At 66.6% G+C, this 15,759-nt stretch carries 14 protein-coding genes; 9 read left to right on the top strand and 5 right to left on the bottom strand.

Features of this window, described 5'->3' with window-relative positions:
* Window positions 1–1,549: ATP-binding response regulator (locus PARHAE_RS14890; RefSeq protein ID WP_126155370.1), on the top strand; the 1,549-nt coding region annotated here is incomplete at its 5' end.
* Between the two features lie 176 nt (window positions 1,550–1,725).
* Window positions 1,726–2,802, top strand: coding sequence for a recombinase RecA (recA, locus tag PARHAE_RS14885; RefSeq protein WP_126155369.1), 1,077 nt, complete (start codon window positions 1,726–1,728; stop codon window positions 2,800–2,802).
* 64 nt (window positions 2,803–2,866) lie between these two features.
* Here recA and PARHAE_RS21180 read toward each other — a convergent pair whose 3' ends face one another.
* The gene (locus PARHAE_RS21180) at window positions 2,867–3,061 is read right to left on the bottom strand and encodes a small membrane protein YohP (protein WP_164555269.1); all 195 of its coding nucleotides are present in this window, start codon (window positions 3,059–3,061) and stop codon (window positions 2,867–2,869) included.
* 33 nt (window positions 3,062–3,094) lie between these two features.
* Here PARHAE_RS21180 and alaS point away from each other — a divergent pair, with 33 nt between their 5' ends.
* The 3 genes from alaS (at window position 3,095) to PARHAE_RS14865 (ending at window position 6,904) form a co-directional block, all read left to right on the top strand.
* On the top strand, window positions 3,095–5,752 hold the full coding sequence (alaS, locus tag PARHAE_RS14875) for an alanine--tRNA ligase (RefSeq protein ID WP_126155368.1): 2,658 nt from the start codon (window positions 3,095–3,097) through the stop codon (window positions 5,750–5,752).
* Window positions 5,749–6,048, top strand: a complete 300-nt coding sequence (locus PARHAE_RS14870; RefSeq protein WP_126155367.1) for a DUF1330 domain-containing protein — start codon at window positions 5,749–5,751, stop codon at window positions 6,046–6,048. The genes alaS and PARHAE_RS14870 overlap by 4 nt, the downstream gene beginning before the upstream one ends.
* A gap of 61 nt (window positions 6,049–6,109) precedes the next feature.
* Window positions 6,110–6,904, top strand: coding sequence for a class II glutamine amidotransferase (locus PARHAE_RS14865; RefSeq protein WP_126155366.1), 795 nt, complete (start codon window positions 6,110–6,112; stop codon window positions 6,902–6,904).
* Between the two features lie 3 nt (window positions 6,905–6,907).
* Here the strand turns inward: PARHAE_RS14865 and PARHAE_RS14860 are convergent, their stop codons facing one another.
* Window positions 6,908–7,345 carry a DUF4177 domain-containing protein gene (locus PARHAE_RS14860; protein WP_206436977.1) on the bottom strand — a complete coding sequence of 146 codons (438 nt, stop codon included), beginning with the start codon at window positions 7,343–7,345 and terminating at the stop codon, window positions 6,908–6,910.
* 82 nt (window positions 7,346–7,427) lie between these two features.
* The gene (gene gatB, locus PARHAE_RS14855; protein WP_126155365.1) at window positions 7,428–8,957 is read right to left on the bottom strand and encodes an Asp-tRNA(Asn)/Glu-tRNA(Gln) amidotransferase subunit GatB; all 1,530 of its coding nucleotides are present in this window, start codon (window positions 8,955–8,957) and stop codon (window positions 7,428–7,430) included.
* A 294-nt stretch (window positions 8,958–9,251) separates the two neighbouring features.
* On the opposite strand from gatB, the gene PARHAE_RS14850 reads away from it, so the two are divergent.
* Entirely contained in the window at window positions 9,252–9,872 is a 621-nt protein-coding gene (locus PARHAE_RS14850) for a lytic transglycosylase domain-containing protein (RefSeq protein ID WP_126155364.1), read from the top strand.
* Between the two features lie 86 nt (window positions 9,873–9,958).
* Here the strand turns inward: PARHAE_RS14850 and PARHAE_RS14845 are convergent, their stop codons facing one another.
* Window positions 9,959–11,344: a M20/M25/M40 family metallo-hydrolase gene (locus tag PARHAE_RS14845; protein WP_126155363.1), complete on the bottom strand. Its 1,386-nt coding sequence runs from the start codon at window positions 11,342–11,344 to the stop codon at window positions 9,959–9,961.
* Between the two features lie 166 nt (window positions 11,345–11,510).
* On the opposite strand from PARHAE_RS14845, the gene hemA reads away from it, so the two are divergent.
* Together hemA and PARHAE_RS14835 are read left to right on the top strand one after the other, a co-directional pair.
* A complete protein-coding gene (gene hemA, locus PARHAE_RS14840; RefSeq protein ID WP_126155362.1) occupies window positions 11,511–12,740 on the top strand; it encodes a 5-aminolevulinate synthase in 1,230 nt (409 codons plus the stop codon).
* 110 nt (window positions 12,741–12,850) lie between these two features.
* Complete coding sequence (locus PARHAE_RS14835) at window positions 12,851–14,122, top strand: helix-turn-helix domain-containing protein (RefSeq protein ID WP_241232835.1); 1,272 nt, start codon at window positions 12,851–12,853, stop codon at window positions 14,120–14,122.
* A gap of 132 nt (window positions 14,123–14,254) precedes the next feature.
* On the opposite strand, the gene PARHAE_RS14830 is transcribed toward PARHAE_RS14835, so the two are convergent.
* A complete protein-coding gene (locus PARHAE_RS14830; protein WP_126155361.1) occupies window positions 14,255–15,295 on the bottom strand; it encodes a dipeptidase in 1,041 nt (346 codons plus the stop codon).
* Between the two features lie 120 nt (window positions 15,296–15,415).
* Between PARHAE_RS14830 and PARHAE_RS14825 the strand changes: the two genes are divergently transcribed.
* A complete protein-coding gene (locus tag PARHAE_RS14825; RefSeq protein WP_126155360.1) occupies window positions 15,416–15,739 on the top strand; it encodes an antibiotic biosynthesis monooxygenase family protein in 324 nt (107 codons plus the stop codon).
* Window positions 15,740–15,759 lie beyond the last annotated feature (20 nt).

The following is a 15,759-nucleotide window of genomic DNA, read 5'->3' as shown; positions in this document are numbered from 1 at the left end:
CACCCGCCCCCTGACCGCCGACGAGGCCGAGACCCCCGACGATTTCGAGGCGATTCCCGTGGCCCTGCTGCGCATCGCGCCCAACGGCTATATCCGCCGGGCGAACGCGGCGGCGCGGCGCCTGCTGGGCGCCAGCCTGCCGCAGGGCGCCGATCCCGTCCATATCGGCAGCCTGCTGGACGGTCCCGGCCGACCGGCGGGGGAATGGATCGCCGAAACCCATGCCGCGCGCCGCAGCGACGGCCGGTCCGAGGTGTTGCGCCTGCGTGCGCGCGACGACGCGGCCAAGGAACAGCATTTCCAGGTGACGCTGGCCATGGATCCGGTCGAGCAGCCGGGCCTGATCGCGGTCCTGAACGACGCAAGCGCGCTCAAGACGCTCGAAGCGCAGTTCGTGCAAAGCCAGAAGATGCAGGCCATCGGCCAACTGGCGGGGGGCGTCGCGCATGACTTCAACAACCTGCTGACCGCGATCCGCGGCCATTGCGACCTGTTGATGCTGCGCCACGACAAGGGCGATCCCGATTATGCCGACCTGGACCAGATCGGTCAGAACGCCAACCGTGCGGCTTCGCTGGTGGGGCAGCTTCTGGCCTTTTCGCGCCGCCAGCAGTTGCAGCTGGAAACGCTGGACACGCGCGACGTGCTGGCGGAGCTGACCCATCTGCTGAACCGGCTGGTGGGCGAGAAGATCACCCTGACGATCAGCCATGACCCCACCCTGCGCGCCATCCGCGCCGACAAGAGACAATTGGAGCAGGTCATCATGAACCTTGTCGTGAATGCCCGCGACGCCATGCCTGCGGGCGGCAATATCGAGATCAGGACCGATGTCCTGTCGATCGACGACCTCGCCCGCGACAAGGTGTCCCTGCCCAAGGGCGATTACCTGCGCATCCGCGTCACCGACGAAGGCTGCGGCATCGAGGCGGGGCTTGTCGACAAGATCTTCGAGCCGTTCTTCACCACCAAGCGCGTGGGCGAGGGGACCGGGCTGGGCCTGTCCACCGCCTATGGGATCGTCAAGCAGACCGGCGGCTATATCTTCTGCGACAGCGAGGTGGGCAAGGGCACCTGCTTTTCGCTCTACTTCCCCGCCCAGGCGGGCGTCCGGCAGGCCGTCCGCCCAGTGGCCGCCGCGACCGAGATGACCCAGATCTTGCAGCGCGCCAGCGTCCTTCTGGTCGAGGACGAGGCCCCCGTCCGAGCTTTCGCCGCGCGCGCTCTGCGCCTGAAGGGCTACGAGGTTCACGAGGCCGCCAGCGCCGAGGAGGCGCTGGCCCTGCTGGACGGCGGGCTGACGGTCGACATCTTTGTCACCGATGTAGTGATGCCCGGCATGGACGGGCCAAGCTGGGTCCGCGCCGCCCTGCGCGACCGGCCCGGAACCAGGGTCGTCTTCATGTCCGGCTATACCGAGGACATCTTCGGCGAAGGCCACGACCCGATCCCGAACGCGGCCTTCCTGGCGAAACCCTTTACCCTGAACGAACTGATCCAGGCGGTCGCCCGCCAGATGCAGGATCCGCCCCGCAGGCTGGATGCGTGAACGGTTTGTTAGTCAACCGGATCCAGACTGGTTGAGGAAATGTGATTCCCGGCCGGATAACGCTTGAAAAAGCCGCCGGGAGCGCGCATCTATCCACAGGAACAAGAAGTGAACATAAACCATCGTGGTCGGCAGATTGCCCCGTCGGCCAGGCTGTGAAATAACGGTGAGGACGTATGGCACAGGCGAGCATCTTCGACATGAACGACAAGCGCAGCGCGGACAAGCAGAAGGCGCTCGACAGCGCCCTTGCCCAGATCGAACGCCAGTTCGGCAAGGGTTCGATCATGAAGCTGGGCAAGGACAGCCCCGTGGCCGAGATCGAGGCGACCTCGACCGGATCGCTGGGGCTGGACATCGCGCTTGGCATCGGCGGCCTGCCCAAGGGCCGCATCATCGAGATTTTCGGGCCGGAAAGCTCGGGCAAGACCACGCTGACGCTGCATGTGGTGGCCGAGGAACAGAAGAAGGGCGGCGTCTGCGCCTTTGTCGATGCGGAACATGCGCTGGATCCGCAATACGCCAAGAAGCTGGGCGTGAATCTGGACGAACTGCTGATCAGCCAGCCCGATACCGGCGAACAGGCGCTTGAGATCGTGGATACGCTGGTCCGATCCGGCGCGGTCAGCCTGGTGGTGGTCGATTCGGTCGCGGCGCTGACCCCCAAGTCGGAAATCGAAGGCGACATGGGCGACATGCAGATGGGCAGCCAGGCCCGCCTGATGAGCCAGGCGATGCGCAAGCTGACCGCCAGCATCGGGCGTTCGAACTGCATGGTGATCTTCATCAACCAGATCCGCATGAAGATCGGCGTGATGTTCGGCAATCCCGAGACGACGACGGGCGGCAATGCGCTGAAATTCTATGCCTCGGTGCGCCTTGACATCCGCCGCACTGGCGCCGTCAAGGACCGCGACGAGGTGATCGGCAACACCACCCGCGTGAAGGTCGTCAAGAACAAGGTGGCCCCCCCGTTCCGGCAGGTGGAATTCGACATCATGTATGGCGAAGGCATCAGCAAGGTGGGCGAGCTGATCGACCTGGGCGTCAAGGCGGGCGTGGTCGAAAAGTCGGGCGCCTGGTATTCCTATGGCGACGAACGCATCGGCCAAGGCCGCGAGAACGCCAAGCAGTTCCTGCGCGACAATCCCGAAAAGGCCATGGCCATCGAGGACAAGATCCGCGCCAGCCACGGCCTTGAATTCGGCGCCGAGGGCGGCGAGTCCGAGGACGACAGCCTGACCGAGGAGTGATCGGTTCCCGTCGGAACTGCGAAGGCGCGGCAATGCCGCGCCTTTTGCCATTTTGGGGTCGGTCTTAGAAAATCAGCGACAGGATCCCGATCACGACCAGCAGGCCGATGAGAAAGATGATGCCGACCGTTCCGCCGATGAATTTGAGCATGGGATTCTCCTGTTTGCGCAGGGACAACGGGCGTCGCCAGAACTTGTTCCGGCCAGCGGTCGCTGGACAGGAGGGCTTGCGCCGGATAGACCGTTCCGGCCCGGTCATTGCCGGAGTGCGACCCAGCGATGAAGGCCCGCCATGCCCAGTCTGAACGACATCCGATCCACATTCCTCAGCTTCTTCGAACGCAACGGCCACCGCGTGGTCGACAGCTCGCCTCTGGTGCCGCGCAACGATCCGACGCTGATGTTCACCAATTCGGGCATGGTGCAGTTCAAGAACCTGTTCACGGGGCTCGAGACGCGCGACTACAACCGCGCCACCACGGCGCAGAAATGCGTGCGCGCGGGCGGCAAGCACAACGACCTGGACAATGTGGGCTATACCGCCCGGCACCACACCTTCTTCGAAATGCTGGGCAATTTCAGCTTTGGCGACTATTTCAAGGACCAGGCGATCCCGTTCGCCTGGGAACTGCTGACCAAGGACTTCGGCATCCCTAAGGACAAGCTGCTGGTCACGGTCTATCACACCGACGACGAAGCCGCGAATATCTGGAAGAAGGTCGCTGGCTTGACCGACGACCGGATCATCCGCATCCCGACCAGCGACAACTTCTGGCAGATGGGTCCGACCGGCCCCTGCGGCCCCTGCACCGAGATTTTCTTCGACCACGGCGACCACATCTGGGGCGGCCCTCCGGGATCGGCGGACGAAGACGGCGACCGCTTCATCGAGATCTGGAACCTAGTCTTCATGCAGAACGAGCAGTTCGAGGACGGCTCGATGCGCGCGCTCGACATGCAGTCGATCGACACCGGCATGGGGCTGGAGCGGATCGGCGCGCTGCTGCAAGGCAAGCACGACAACTATGACACCGACCTGATGCGGTCGCTGATCGAGGCCAGCGCCCACGCGACCAGCAACGACCCCGACGGGCCGGGCAAGGTCCACCACCGGGTCATTGCCGACCACCTGCGGTCCACCAGCTTCCTGATCGCCGACGGGGTGATGCCCAGCAATGAAGGGCGCGGCTATGTGCTGCGGCGGATCATGCGCCGGGCGATGCGGCACGCGCATATGCTGGGCGCGCAGGATCCGGTGATGCACCGGCTGGTGCCCGCCCTGGTCCGCCAGATGGGCGCGGCCTATCCTGAACTGACCCGCGCCCAGGCAATGATCGAGGAAACCCTGCGCAGCGAGGAAACCCGCTTCCGCCAGACGCTGGATCGCGGGCTGCGGCTTCTGGATGACGAACTGTCGCGCCTGCCTGAGGGCGCGAACCTGCCCGGTGAGGCGGCGTTCAAGCTGTATGACACTTATGGCTTCCCGCTGGATTTGACGCAGGACGCCTTGCGCGAAAGGGGCCGGTCGGTCGACACCGCCGGTTTCGACGCCGCCATGGCGGAACAGAAAGCCAAGGCGCGCGCGGCCTGGGCCGGGTCGGGCGAAGCCAAGGACGCCGCCATCTGGTACGAGCTGGCCGAAAAGCACGGCGCGACCGAATTCCTGGGCTATGACACCGAGGAGGCCGAGGGCCAGATCCTCGCCGTCGTCGCGGATGGCGCCGATGTGGGCGAGGCGACCGAAGGGCAGACCGTGCATCTGGTGGTCAACCAGTCGCCCTTCTACGCCGAATCCGGCGGCCAGGTCGGCGATACGGGCCTGATCAAGACCGAAACCGGCGCGGCCCGCGTCACCGACACCAAGAAGGTTGCGGGTGTCTTCCTGCATGTGGCCGAGGTGACTCTGGGCACGATCAGCCGGGGGCAGGGGGCTACGCTCTCGGTCGATCACGGGCGCCGCAGCGCGATCCGGGCCAACCACTCGGCCACCCACCTGCTGCACGAGGCGCTGCGCCGCGCCCTGGGCGAGCATGTCGCGCAGCGCGGCAGCCTGAACGCGCCCGACCGGCTGCGCTTCGATTTCAGCCACAACAGCGCCGTGTCGGCCGAGGAACTGGCCCGGATCGAGGCCGAGGTGAACGATTTCATCCGCCAGAACAGCCCGGTCGAGACGCGGATCATGACGCCCGACGACGCGCGGGCCCTGGGCGCGCAGGCGCTGTTCGGCGAGAAATACGGGGACGAGGTGCGGGTCGTGTCGATGGGCAACCTGTCGGGCAGCGGCAAGGGCGCTGATGGCGCGACCTATTCGCTGGAACTGTGCGGGGGTACCCATGTCGCGCGCACCGGCGATATCGGCGCCTTTGCCCTGCTGGGCGACAGCGCCAGCAGCGCCGGGGTGCGGCGGATCGAGGCGCTGACGGGCCAGGCTGCCCTGGCGCATCTGCGCCGTTCCGACAGCCAGTTGTCGGAAATCGCCGGTCTGCTCAAGGCGCAGGCGGGCGATGTCGTCAACCGCGTCAAGGCGCTGGCGGACGAACGCAAGGCGCTTGCCAACGAGGTCGCGCAGCTGAAGCGGCAGCTTGCCATGGGCGGCGGTCAGGCGCAGGCGGCCAAGGACATCGGCGGCGTCAAGTTCATCGGCCGCCGGGTCGAAGGCGTGGGCGGCAAGGATCTGGGCGCGCTTGTCGATGAGATGAAGTCGCAGCTTGGCAGCGGCGCGGTGCTGGTCCTGGCCGAGGCCGAGGGCAAGGCCACCGTCGCCGCGGGCGTGACGCCGGATCTGGTGGACCGGATCAGCGCCGTGACGCTGGTGCAGACGGCGACGGCGGCGCTTGGCGGCAAGGGCGGCGGCGGGCGCCCCGACCGCGCCCAGGGCGGCGCGCCCAGTCTTGCGGCCGCTGATGACGCCATCGCCCAGGTTGAAAAACTGCTGGAGGAAACGGCATGACCGCGCTGTGGATTGCCCATGTGAGCGTCACCGATGCCGAGGCTTACGCCAAATACGCGCAGGCCGCAGGTCCGGCGATCGCCGCGCATGGCGGGGTCTTCCTGGCGCGCGGCGGGCGTTACCAGCAGATGGAGGGCAACGACCGCCCCCGCAACGTGGTCGCCCGCTTTCCCAGCTTTGATGCCGCCGTTGCCTGCTATAACAGCAGCGAATATCAGGCGGCGCTGGCCCATGCCAAGGGCGCGTCCGAACGCGACCTTGTGATCGTCGAGGAAACGCCCCCGCCCGCAGAATAAGCTATTTTATTCATCCTTTCGTGGTATTCATGACGGAAAGAAGACACGAAGGGGCAGGGTCATGTGCCGTTGGGCCGCCTATGTGGGCCAACCGATCTTTCTGGAAGACATCGTCAGCCGCCCGGATCACTCGCTGATCCGGCAAAGTCAGGGCGCGCGGCGCTGCGTCACGGCGGTCAACGCGGACGGGTTCGGGCTGGCCTGGTATGGCGACCGGCCCGAGCCGGGGCTTTACCGCGACGTGATGCCCGCCTGGTCCGATCCGAACCTGCACAGCCTTGTGGCGCAGGTGCGGTCGGGGCTGTTCATGGCGCATGTCCGCGCATCCACCGGAACGGCGACCAGCCGGACCAACTGCCACCCCTTCGTCGCCGGCCGGTGGAGCTTCATGCATAACGGCCAGTTCGGCGGCTATGACGGTTTTCGCCGCGATGCCGACGTGATGATCACCGACGAATTCTATCCTCACCGCAAAGGCGCCACGGACAGCGAAGCGCTGTTCCTGATCGCCCTGGGCGAGGGGCTGGACCGCGATCCCAAGGGCGCGATGGAACGGGCGATGGCGCGGCTGACCGACCTGGCGATGCGGCGGGGCAGCGCGCCCCATGTGCGGGCGGCCTGCGCGTTTTCCGATGGGCAGCGCCTTTACGCGATCCGCCATGCCAGCGACGATCAGGCGCCCAGCCTGTTCCACCGCTGGTCCCAGACCCGCAACGGCCGCGCCGTGGTGTCCGAGCCGCTGGAAACCGATGAGAACGACTGGACCGAGGTGCCGCCGGGCAGCTTCTGCATCTTTGACCGCGACAGCGTGACGGTGCAGCCGTTCGTCCCGCCGGTGCAGGCCCGCGCGGCCTGACCGCTATCCTTGTGACGGGGCGGTGCGAGGGGCAGGGGGCGTTGCGTCTTCCGTCGCCGCGACGACGGGGCCGCCTGTGGAATGATCGCTGGGCTGCGGCGCCGCCGCCTGCGGCAGAGCCGGCACGGGTTCCGGCGCGCGCGCGGGGGAGGCTGCGGCGGGGTATTCCGGCTGCGGCTGGCGCGCCATCGTCCCGGCTGCCGGGGCTGAAACCGCGCGGCGGAAGACCAGCAGGTTGTGATACACGGTGCTGCGCCCGGTCAGGCCGCTGCGTTCCTCGCTGGGCAGCACGTCGGCGCGGACATATTCCCAGCCGTCGCGCGCCATGCGGTTCAGTTCGGCAGTCAGGGCGACGGCATAGCGGTCGCCCGGCGTCTTGGCGTCCTTGGCCTTTTCGCCACGCGAGGGTGCGGGCACGACGCTGTATTCGAAATGGCTCAAGGGATGCTTCCTTCTTTTCCGGCGGGCCGCGCCTTGTAACTTGACAGCCTGTGGGATGTTCCGGCGGCAGGCCGCCGGTCCCTCACATGCCCAGCTTCCGGGCGACCAGGTCGTTGACCGCCGCCGGATTGGCCTTGCCGCCGGTGGCCTTCAGCACCTGGCCCACGAACCAGCCGGCCAGTTTCGGATTGGCCTTGGCCTTTTCCACCTGGGCGGGGTTGGCCGCGATGATGTCGTCCACCGCCTTTTCGATGGCGCCCAGGTCGGTGACCTGCTTCATGCCGCGGCTTTCCACGATCTGCGCGGGATCGCCCCCTTCGGCCCAGAGGATCTCGAACAGTTCCTTGGCGATCTTGCCGGAAATGTCGCCGCGGGCGATCAGGTCGATCACGCCGCCAAGCTGGGCTGCCGAGACGGGCGACGTCTCGACGCTGAGGCCTTCCTTGTTCAGGCGGCCGAACAGTTCGTTGATGACCCAGTTCGCGGCCATCTTGCCGTCGCGGCCCCCCGTCTCTCCGCCACCGACCACCGCCTCGAAGTAATCGGCGTTCTCGACCTCGGCGGTCAGCACGCCCGCGTCGTATTCCGACAGGCCCATTTCCTTGACGAAACGGGCCTTCTTCTCATCCGGCAGTTCGGGCATCCGGCCTGCGATCTCATCGACCCAGGCCTGTTCGATGTCCAGCGGCAGCAGGTCGGGGTCGGGGAAGTAGCGGTAATCGTGCGCTTCCTCTTTCGACCGCATCGACCGCGTCTCGCCCTTGTCGGGATCATACAGGCGGGTTTCCTGCACCACCGTGCCGCCATCCTCGATAATGGCGATCTGGCGGCGCGCCTCGTATTCGATGGCGGCCTGGATGAAGCGCAGCGAGTTCATGTTCTTGATCTCGCAGCGGGTGCCCAGGTGGCTGAAGTCCTGCGTTTCCTGATAGCGTTCGTAATCGCCCGGCTTGCAGACGCTGACGTTCACGTCGGCGCGCAGGTTGCCGTTCTGCATGTTGCCGTCGCAGGTGCCCAGATAGCGCATGATCTGGCGCAGCTTCGCGACATAGGCCGCCGCCTCCTCGGGGCTGCGGATGTCGGGGCGGCTGACGATTTCCATCAGGGCGACGCCGGTGCGGTTCAGGTCGACGAAGGACATGGTCGGATCCATGTCGTGGATCGACTTGCCCGCGTCCTGTTCCAGGTGGATGCGTTCGATGCGGACGCGGCGGGCGACGCCGGGCGCCATGTCCACGATCACCTCGCCCTCGCCCACGATGGGGTGATAAAGCTGGCTGATCTGGTAGCCCTGCGGCAGGTCCGGGTAGAAATAGTTCTTGCGGTCGAAGGCCGAGCGCAGGTTGATCGCGGCCTTCAAGCCCAGGCCCGTGCGCACCGCCTGGGCCACGCAGAATTCGTTGATGACCGGCAGCATCCCCGGCATGGCGGCATCGACGAAGGCCACATGGCTGTTCGGTTCCGCCCCGAAGCCGGTCGAGGCGCCGGAAAACAGCTTGGCGTTCGAGGCGACCTGGGCATGGACCTCGAGTCCGATGACCAGTTCCCAGTCGCCCTTGGCCCCGGCGATGGTCTTGGGCTGGGGCGCGGTGAAGGAAAGATGGTCGAGCATCGGAAACCTCAGATCGGGCTGGCGGATTTTGCAGGTGCAGGTCTTTTAGGTCAGCGCGCCGATGATGTCACGGGGGCGGCGGGCCAAAAGCGGCAGGCTCCGGCGAATCGCGGGTTGGCACGAAACGGGCGCATAAGTCGTTAACGCCGGGGTGTTAAACGGGCCATCGGCGGATTTCCGACCATCGGAAATCCGTCGCTTGGCGCGATGCCGCCGACGATTCCGCGGCAGGCTTGCGCGATTTTCCGGGCCGGATAAGGGGATGGGCTGACGAAACAACCCTTTGAGGTTCTGATGCGCGCTGCGCTTGTGCCCCTGGCCGCCCTGGCGTTTCTGGCCGCGTGCCAGTCCACCCTGTCCCCGCAAACCGAAAGCAAGGCGCAGGCCGACGCGCAGCAGATGCAGTTGGCAAGCAAGCCGCCGATGCGGTGGGGACAGGCAGCCGGGTCCGAGCAGTGGACGCAGGCCACGCTGGCCGCCCTGGACCGCGAGGGGGTCACGATCCTGTCGAACGTGCCGGGCGACATCCACACCTATTGCCCCAATTATGCCGAACTGAACACCACCGGGCGCAAGGCGTTCTGGGCGGGTCTGCTGTCGGCGGTGGCCAAGCACGAAAGCACCTATAACCCGCAGGCCAGCGGCGGCGGCGGCAAGTGGCTGGGCCTGATGCAGATCTCGCCCGCGACCTGGCGCCATTACGGCTGCGACGGCAACATCAGGAACGGCGGCGACAACATGTCCTGCGCGGTCAAGATCATGTCGCGGCAGGTGGCCCGCGACAATGCCGTCGCCCAGGCCGAAGGCGGCTGGCGCGGCATCGCCCGCGACTGGGCGCCGCTGCGCAATGCCTCGAAGCGTGCCGACATCGCCGCCTGGACCAGCAGCCAGAGCTATTGCCAGCCGAAGGCGTAAGGGGCGCTGCCCCTCGGTCCTGCGGACCTCACCCCGGGATATTTCGGCACAGAAGAGGAGGGCGGGGGTTTTCCCCGCCTTTTTCCTTATCGCAGCGCGGCGATGATCCGCGCCCAGGACCGCGCCCCCTTGGCGAAGCTGTTCACGTCGTATTTCTCGTTCGGGGAATGGATGCGGTCGTCGTCGCGGGCAAAGCCCACCAGCATCGAATCCATGCCCAGGATGGACTTGAAATCCCCCGCGATGGGGATCGACCCGCCGCTGCCGATGAAGGCGGCGTCCTGCCCCCATTCGTCGCCCAGGGCGCGGCGCGCGGCGGTGAAGGCCGGGTCCGAGGTATCCATCACGCTGGCCGGGCTGCCGCCGTGTTCGTGGAATTCCACCGTGCAGTCGGGCGGCAGGAAGCCGCGCACATGGTCGCGGAAGGCGGCGCGGATCGCCGCCGGATCCTGGGTGCCGGTCAGGCGGAAGCTGACCTTGGCGCGCGCCTCGGCCGGAAGCACGGTCTTGAATCCCTCGCCGGCATAGCCGCCGGCGATGCCGTTGATTTCGGCGGTGGGGCGGTTCCAGGCCATCTCGACCGGCGTTCGGCCCCTTTCGCCGATCGGATCGGACAGGCCCACCCGGCCCAGCATCGCGCCCGCGTCGAAGCCCAGCGATTCCCAGTCGCGGCGCAGATCGGGCGTCAGATCCTGCACGCCGTCGTAGAAGCCGGGCAGGGTGACGCGGCCGTCGGCGTCCTTCAGCGCGGCGAGCGCCTGGGCCAGGACCATGATCGGATTGGCCGCCAGCCCGCCGAAGAGGCCGGAATGCAGGTCGCGGTCGGCGCCGCGGATCACGACCTCCTCGCCCACCAGGCCGCGCAGCTGCGTGACGATGGCCGGGCGGGTGCCGCCGAACAGTTCGGTGTCGCAGATCATCGCCAGCGACGCCCGCAGCTCGTCGGCGTTGTCGCGCAGGAACGGCCGCAGCGAGGGTGAGCCGGATTCCTCCTCTCCCTCGAACAGCAGGATCAGGTCGCTGGGCAGTTCGCCGTGGACGTCGCGCCAGGCACGGAACGCCTCGACGAAGGTCATCAGCTGGCCCTTGTCGTCGGACGCGCCGCGCGCGCGGATGACCTTGCCGTCCGGCGTATCGTCGATCAGCGGATCGAAGGGCGGGCGGTCCCACAGGGACAACGGATCGACCGGCTGCACGTCGTAATGGCCATAGAACAGCAGGGGCCGCGCCCCGCCGGGCTGCGACCGGGCGACCACCATCGGATGGCCCGCCGTGTCGCGGATCGAGGCGTCAAAGCCCAGCCCCGCCAATTCGTCGCGCAGCCACTCGGCCGCCGCCCGCACATCGCCCGCATGGGCCGGATCGGTCGAGATCGAGGGGATGCGCAGAAAGGCGCAAAGCCGGTCGAGCGCGGCGTCCAGGCCCCGATCCAGCCGATCCAGGACGGCGTCCAATGTGGTATCCTGTGTCATCCTGTCCTCTGCTTTCCGAGTCGTTTTATAGGATTTTTGCATGGTCCTTTGGTCGACCTGCGACAATTTTAACCTGTCATTCGCGTCGTTTGACATGTATCAACGCAAGACCGCGCGCGATCTGACAATGATTGCACCCAGCCAGCTATGCAAGGGAACGCCCGCAATGAATTATGATGCCGCCCTGGACCAGGCTATCGGTCGGCTGCATGAGGAAGGGCGCTATCGCACCTTCATCGACATCGAGCGGACGAAGGGTCAATTCCCACAGGCCGTCTGGACGCGCCCCGATGGCGAAACGCAGGACATCACCGTCTGGTGCGGCAACGACTATCTGGGCATGGGCCAGCATTCCGTGGTGCTGGAGGCGATGCACGAGGCCCTGGACGCCGTAGGCGCCGGGTCGGGCGGGACGCGCAACATTTCCGGCACCACCGTCTATCATAAAAGGCTGGAGGCCGAACTGGCCGATCTGCACGGCAAGGAAGCGGCCCTGGTGTTTTCCAGCGCCTATATCGCCAATGACGCGACGCTTTCGACGCTGCGCAAGCTGTTTCCCGGCCTGATCATCTATTCGGACGAGCTGAATCATGCGTCCATGATCGAGGGGATCAAGCGCTTCGACGGCGCCAAGCGGATTTTCCGCCACAACGACGTTGCCCATCTGCGGCAGTTGCTGGCCGCCGACGATCCGGCCCTGCCCAAGCTGATCGCCTTTGAGTCCATCTATTCGATGGACGGCGATTTCGGTCCGATCAAGGCGATCTGCGATCTGGCGGACGAATTCAACGCCCTGACCTATCTGGACGAGGTTCATGCGGTCGGCATGTACGGGCCGCGCGGCGGCGGCGTGGCGGAACGCGACGGGCTGATGGACCGCATCGACATCTTCAACGGCACCCTGGGCAAGGCCTTCGGCGTCTTCGGCGGCTATATCGCCGGGACGGCCAAGATGATGGACGCGATCCGGTCCTATGCGCCGGGCTTCATCTTCACGACCTCTCTGCCGCCCGCGGTGGCGGCGGGGGCCGCGGCCTCGATCGCCTTCCTGAAGGGGGCCGAGGGCCAGCACCTGCGCGACGCCCAGCAACTGCACGCCCGGATCCTGAAGATGCGGCTGAAGTCCCTGGGAATGCCGATCATCGACCACGGCAGCCATATCGTGCCGGTCCATGTCGGCCATCCTGTCCACTGCAAGATGCTGTCGGACATGCTGCTGCGGGACTATGGCATCTATGTCCAGCCGATCAACTTCCCCACCGTGCCGCGCGGCACGGAACGGCTGCGCTTCACCCCGTCCCCGGTCCATGCGCCCCGCCAGATCGATCATCTGGTCAAGGCAATGGACAAGTTGTGGTCGCATTGCGCACTCAACCGCCAGGAAATGAGCGCCTGATACATTCGGCGGATGAACTGCTCTCGCCTGCGTGATAAGCTCGCGTTAAACAACAAAAGGTAACGTCTGATTCGGGCGTTTCCGGCATTGGGCGATGAGGCGGACAGGTCATGAGCAGGCTGCGGGTTGATTACCCGGCAGAGGAGAATAGGCAGGTGGAGGAAGTGGACCATTTCCTCGACAACGACACGCGCCTTGGCGACATCATGCGGGGCGAACGGGCGACCATGGGCAAGTCGTTGCTGGATGTGCAGCGCGAATTGCGCATCCGGGCCTCTTACGTCGCCGCGATCGAGAATTGCGACATCACCGCCTTCGACACCCCCAGCTTCGTGTCGGGCTATGTCCGGTCCTATGCGCGTTATCTGGGCATGGATACCGACTGGACCTTCCGGCGGTTCTGCCTGGAATCGGGTTTCCAGCCCACGCATGGCATGGCGCCCACCGCCGCCGGGCCGAAACCTGCCAAGCGGCCCTCCGACCCGGTCGAGGCCCTGGCCAATCCCAAGGCGCTGTTCATTCCCCAGCAGGAAAGCTTCTGGTCGGATATCGAACCGCGCGCCATCGGCGCCCTTCTGGTTCTGATCGCCCTGGTCTGCGGACTGGGTTACGGCGGTTGGGCCCTTCTGCAAGAGGTTCAGCGCGTGACCCTGACACCGGGCGAGAATGCGCCGGGCGTCGTCACCGCGCTGGATCCGGTCCAGGGGTCGGGCATGGCCGAACCCGCCCTGGATCTGTCCGACACCACCGACCTGGCCCAGGCCCTGCCGCAGCCCGAGGGGCTGGACAGGCTGTATCGTCCGCAGATCCTGGAAGCGCCGGTCCTGACCGCGCGCGACGGTCCCATCGCCGCCATCGATCCCGGCCTGGCCCAGGTTCCCGCGCCGCAGGACGTGGCCGTCGCCCAGGCTGCCCCCGTCGCCGCTGCAACCGACATTCAGCGCGCCCTGGCCGAGGCAGGCAACGCGGCCTTCGGCCCGCCGATGCCGGAACAGCCGGGCGCGATCACCGTGGCCCCCGACGCGCCCGCCCTGGAGCTGCTGGCGGCGCGGCCCGCCTGGGTGCGCGTGACCTCGGCCGATGGCACGGTCCTGCTGGAAAAGATCATGGATGCCGGGGAACGCTTCACCCTGCCGACGCTTGAGGAACCGCCGGTCCTGCGCACCGGCAATTCGGGCGCGGTCTATTTCGCGGTGAACGGCCAGACCTATGGTCCTGCTGCACCCGGTCCGCAGGTGGTCAAGAACATCAAGCTGTCGCCCGAAGACGTGACGGGCAGCTTTGCCTTGGCCGACCTGAACGCCGATCCCGAACTGGCGCAGATGGTGGCCATGGCGCAGGCGGCGCCCATCGCCGATCCGCAGGCCATCGCCACGGAATAGAAGCCTGCGATGGTCGGGGCGCTTCGTCCCCGATCCCGCCCCCCTTGCGGTGGGCGTTCGCCGTTCAAAAGCTCCGCTGGACCTTTTCTGGGGCGCGTCTCATCCCAAGGATATTGCGGTAAGAAGGGGCGGCTATTCCCCCCAGGTGCGTTCCAGCAAGCCGATCCAGTTTTCGCTGGCGATCTTGCGGATCAGCGTTCCGCCATAGCCATGCGCGGCCATCGCGTCCAGAAGCGCGGGCAGGGCGGCTGCGTCGGGCAAATCGCGCGGCATCAGCGCCCCGTCGAAATCCGAGCCGAGCGCCACCCCGTCCTCGCCCAGGATCCCCAGCAGGTGATCCAGGTGGCGCAGCATGGTGTCGAAACCCTCCAGCGGCAGGCGGCGGCCGTCCTCGCGCAGGAAGCTGGAGGCGAAGTTCAGGCCGACCAGCCCGCGGCTGTCGGCGATCATCCGCAATTGCCGGTCGGTCAGGTTGCGGCTGCTTTCGCTGATCGCGTGGACGCAGCTGTGGCTGGCGACCAGGGGCGCGTCGGACAGGGCGGCCAGGTCGTTGAACCCGGTCTCGTTCAGGTGCGACAGGTCCAGCATGATCCGCAGGGCGTTGCATTCGCGGACCAGGGCCTTGCCCGCCGGGGTCAGGCCGTCGCCGGTGTCGGGCGATGACGGAAAGGCGAAGGGCACTCCGTGGCCGTAAGCGGTGGGCCGCGACCAGACAGGACCCAGCGACCGCAGACCCGCCGCGTGCCACAGATGCAGCGCGTCCATGTCGGGAATCGCCTCGGCGCCTTCCATGTGCATGATCGCCGCGATGCGGCCCGCCGCCACGGTGTCGCGCAGGCCGCGCGCCGTCGTCACGATGTCCAGCGTTCCGGTCCGCTCCAGGGCCTTCAGCGCGCTGGCTTGGGCGAAGGCGTGGGGCAGGGCCTCGGCATAGGGGATCTGATCGGGCAGGGGCATCGCGAAGGGTGGGTTTTCCATCAGCGCGACGGCGGCGGCGTCGTTGGGGCCGTGGGGCGCCGGGATCCAGATCGCGAAGAAGCCGCCCACCAGCCCGCCCGCGCGGGCGCGGGGCAGGTCCAGATGGCCGGTGCCGTCGCCCTGGGTCCAGACCTGAGGGCCGGATGCCACCACGCGTTGCAGGAAATCGTTGTGGCCGTCGAATACCGGGATCATCCGCTTCTCCTTGCTTTGTGCCGACCATGCACATCCGGGCGCGGGCGGCAATGGCCGCGCTTGGCGCAGGCCGCGATTCGGCGTTAGGCTGGACCTTGCAAGCCAAGGGAGACGCCAGCCATGCCCGACATCCGCCGCGATTTCAACGGACAGACCGTCATCACCACCTTCGAGGTGACGCCCGGCAGCGCCCATGATGTGCTGGATCTGCTGACCGATGCCTGGGACCAGGTGATCCGCCGCCAGCCGGGCTTCGTGTCGGGGGCGATCCACCTGAACGATGCGCAGACCCGCATCGCCACCTATTCGCAGTGGCGCGACCGCAAGGATTACCAAGCCATGCTGCGCAGCGAGGAGATGCGCCGCCGCAACCGGGAAATCCACGGCATGTGCAAAAGCTTCGAGCCGGTGATGTACGAGGTCCAGGCGGTTTTCGACGACTGATGCTGCATCTGCAAAAAGGC

The sequence above is a fragment of the Paracoccus haematequi genome (assembly GCF_900631945.1).
Taxonomy (GTDB): domain Bacteria; phylum Pseudomonadota; class Alphaproteobacteria; order Rhodobacterales; family Rhodobacteraceae; genus Paracoccus; species Paracoccus haematequi_A.
This window is presented reverse-complemented; position numbering and strand designations above follow the sequence as displayed.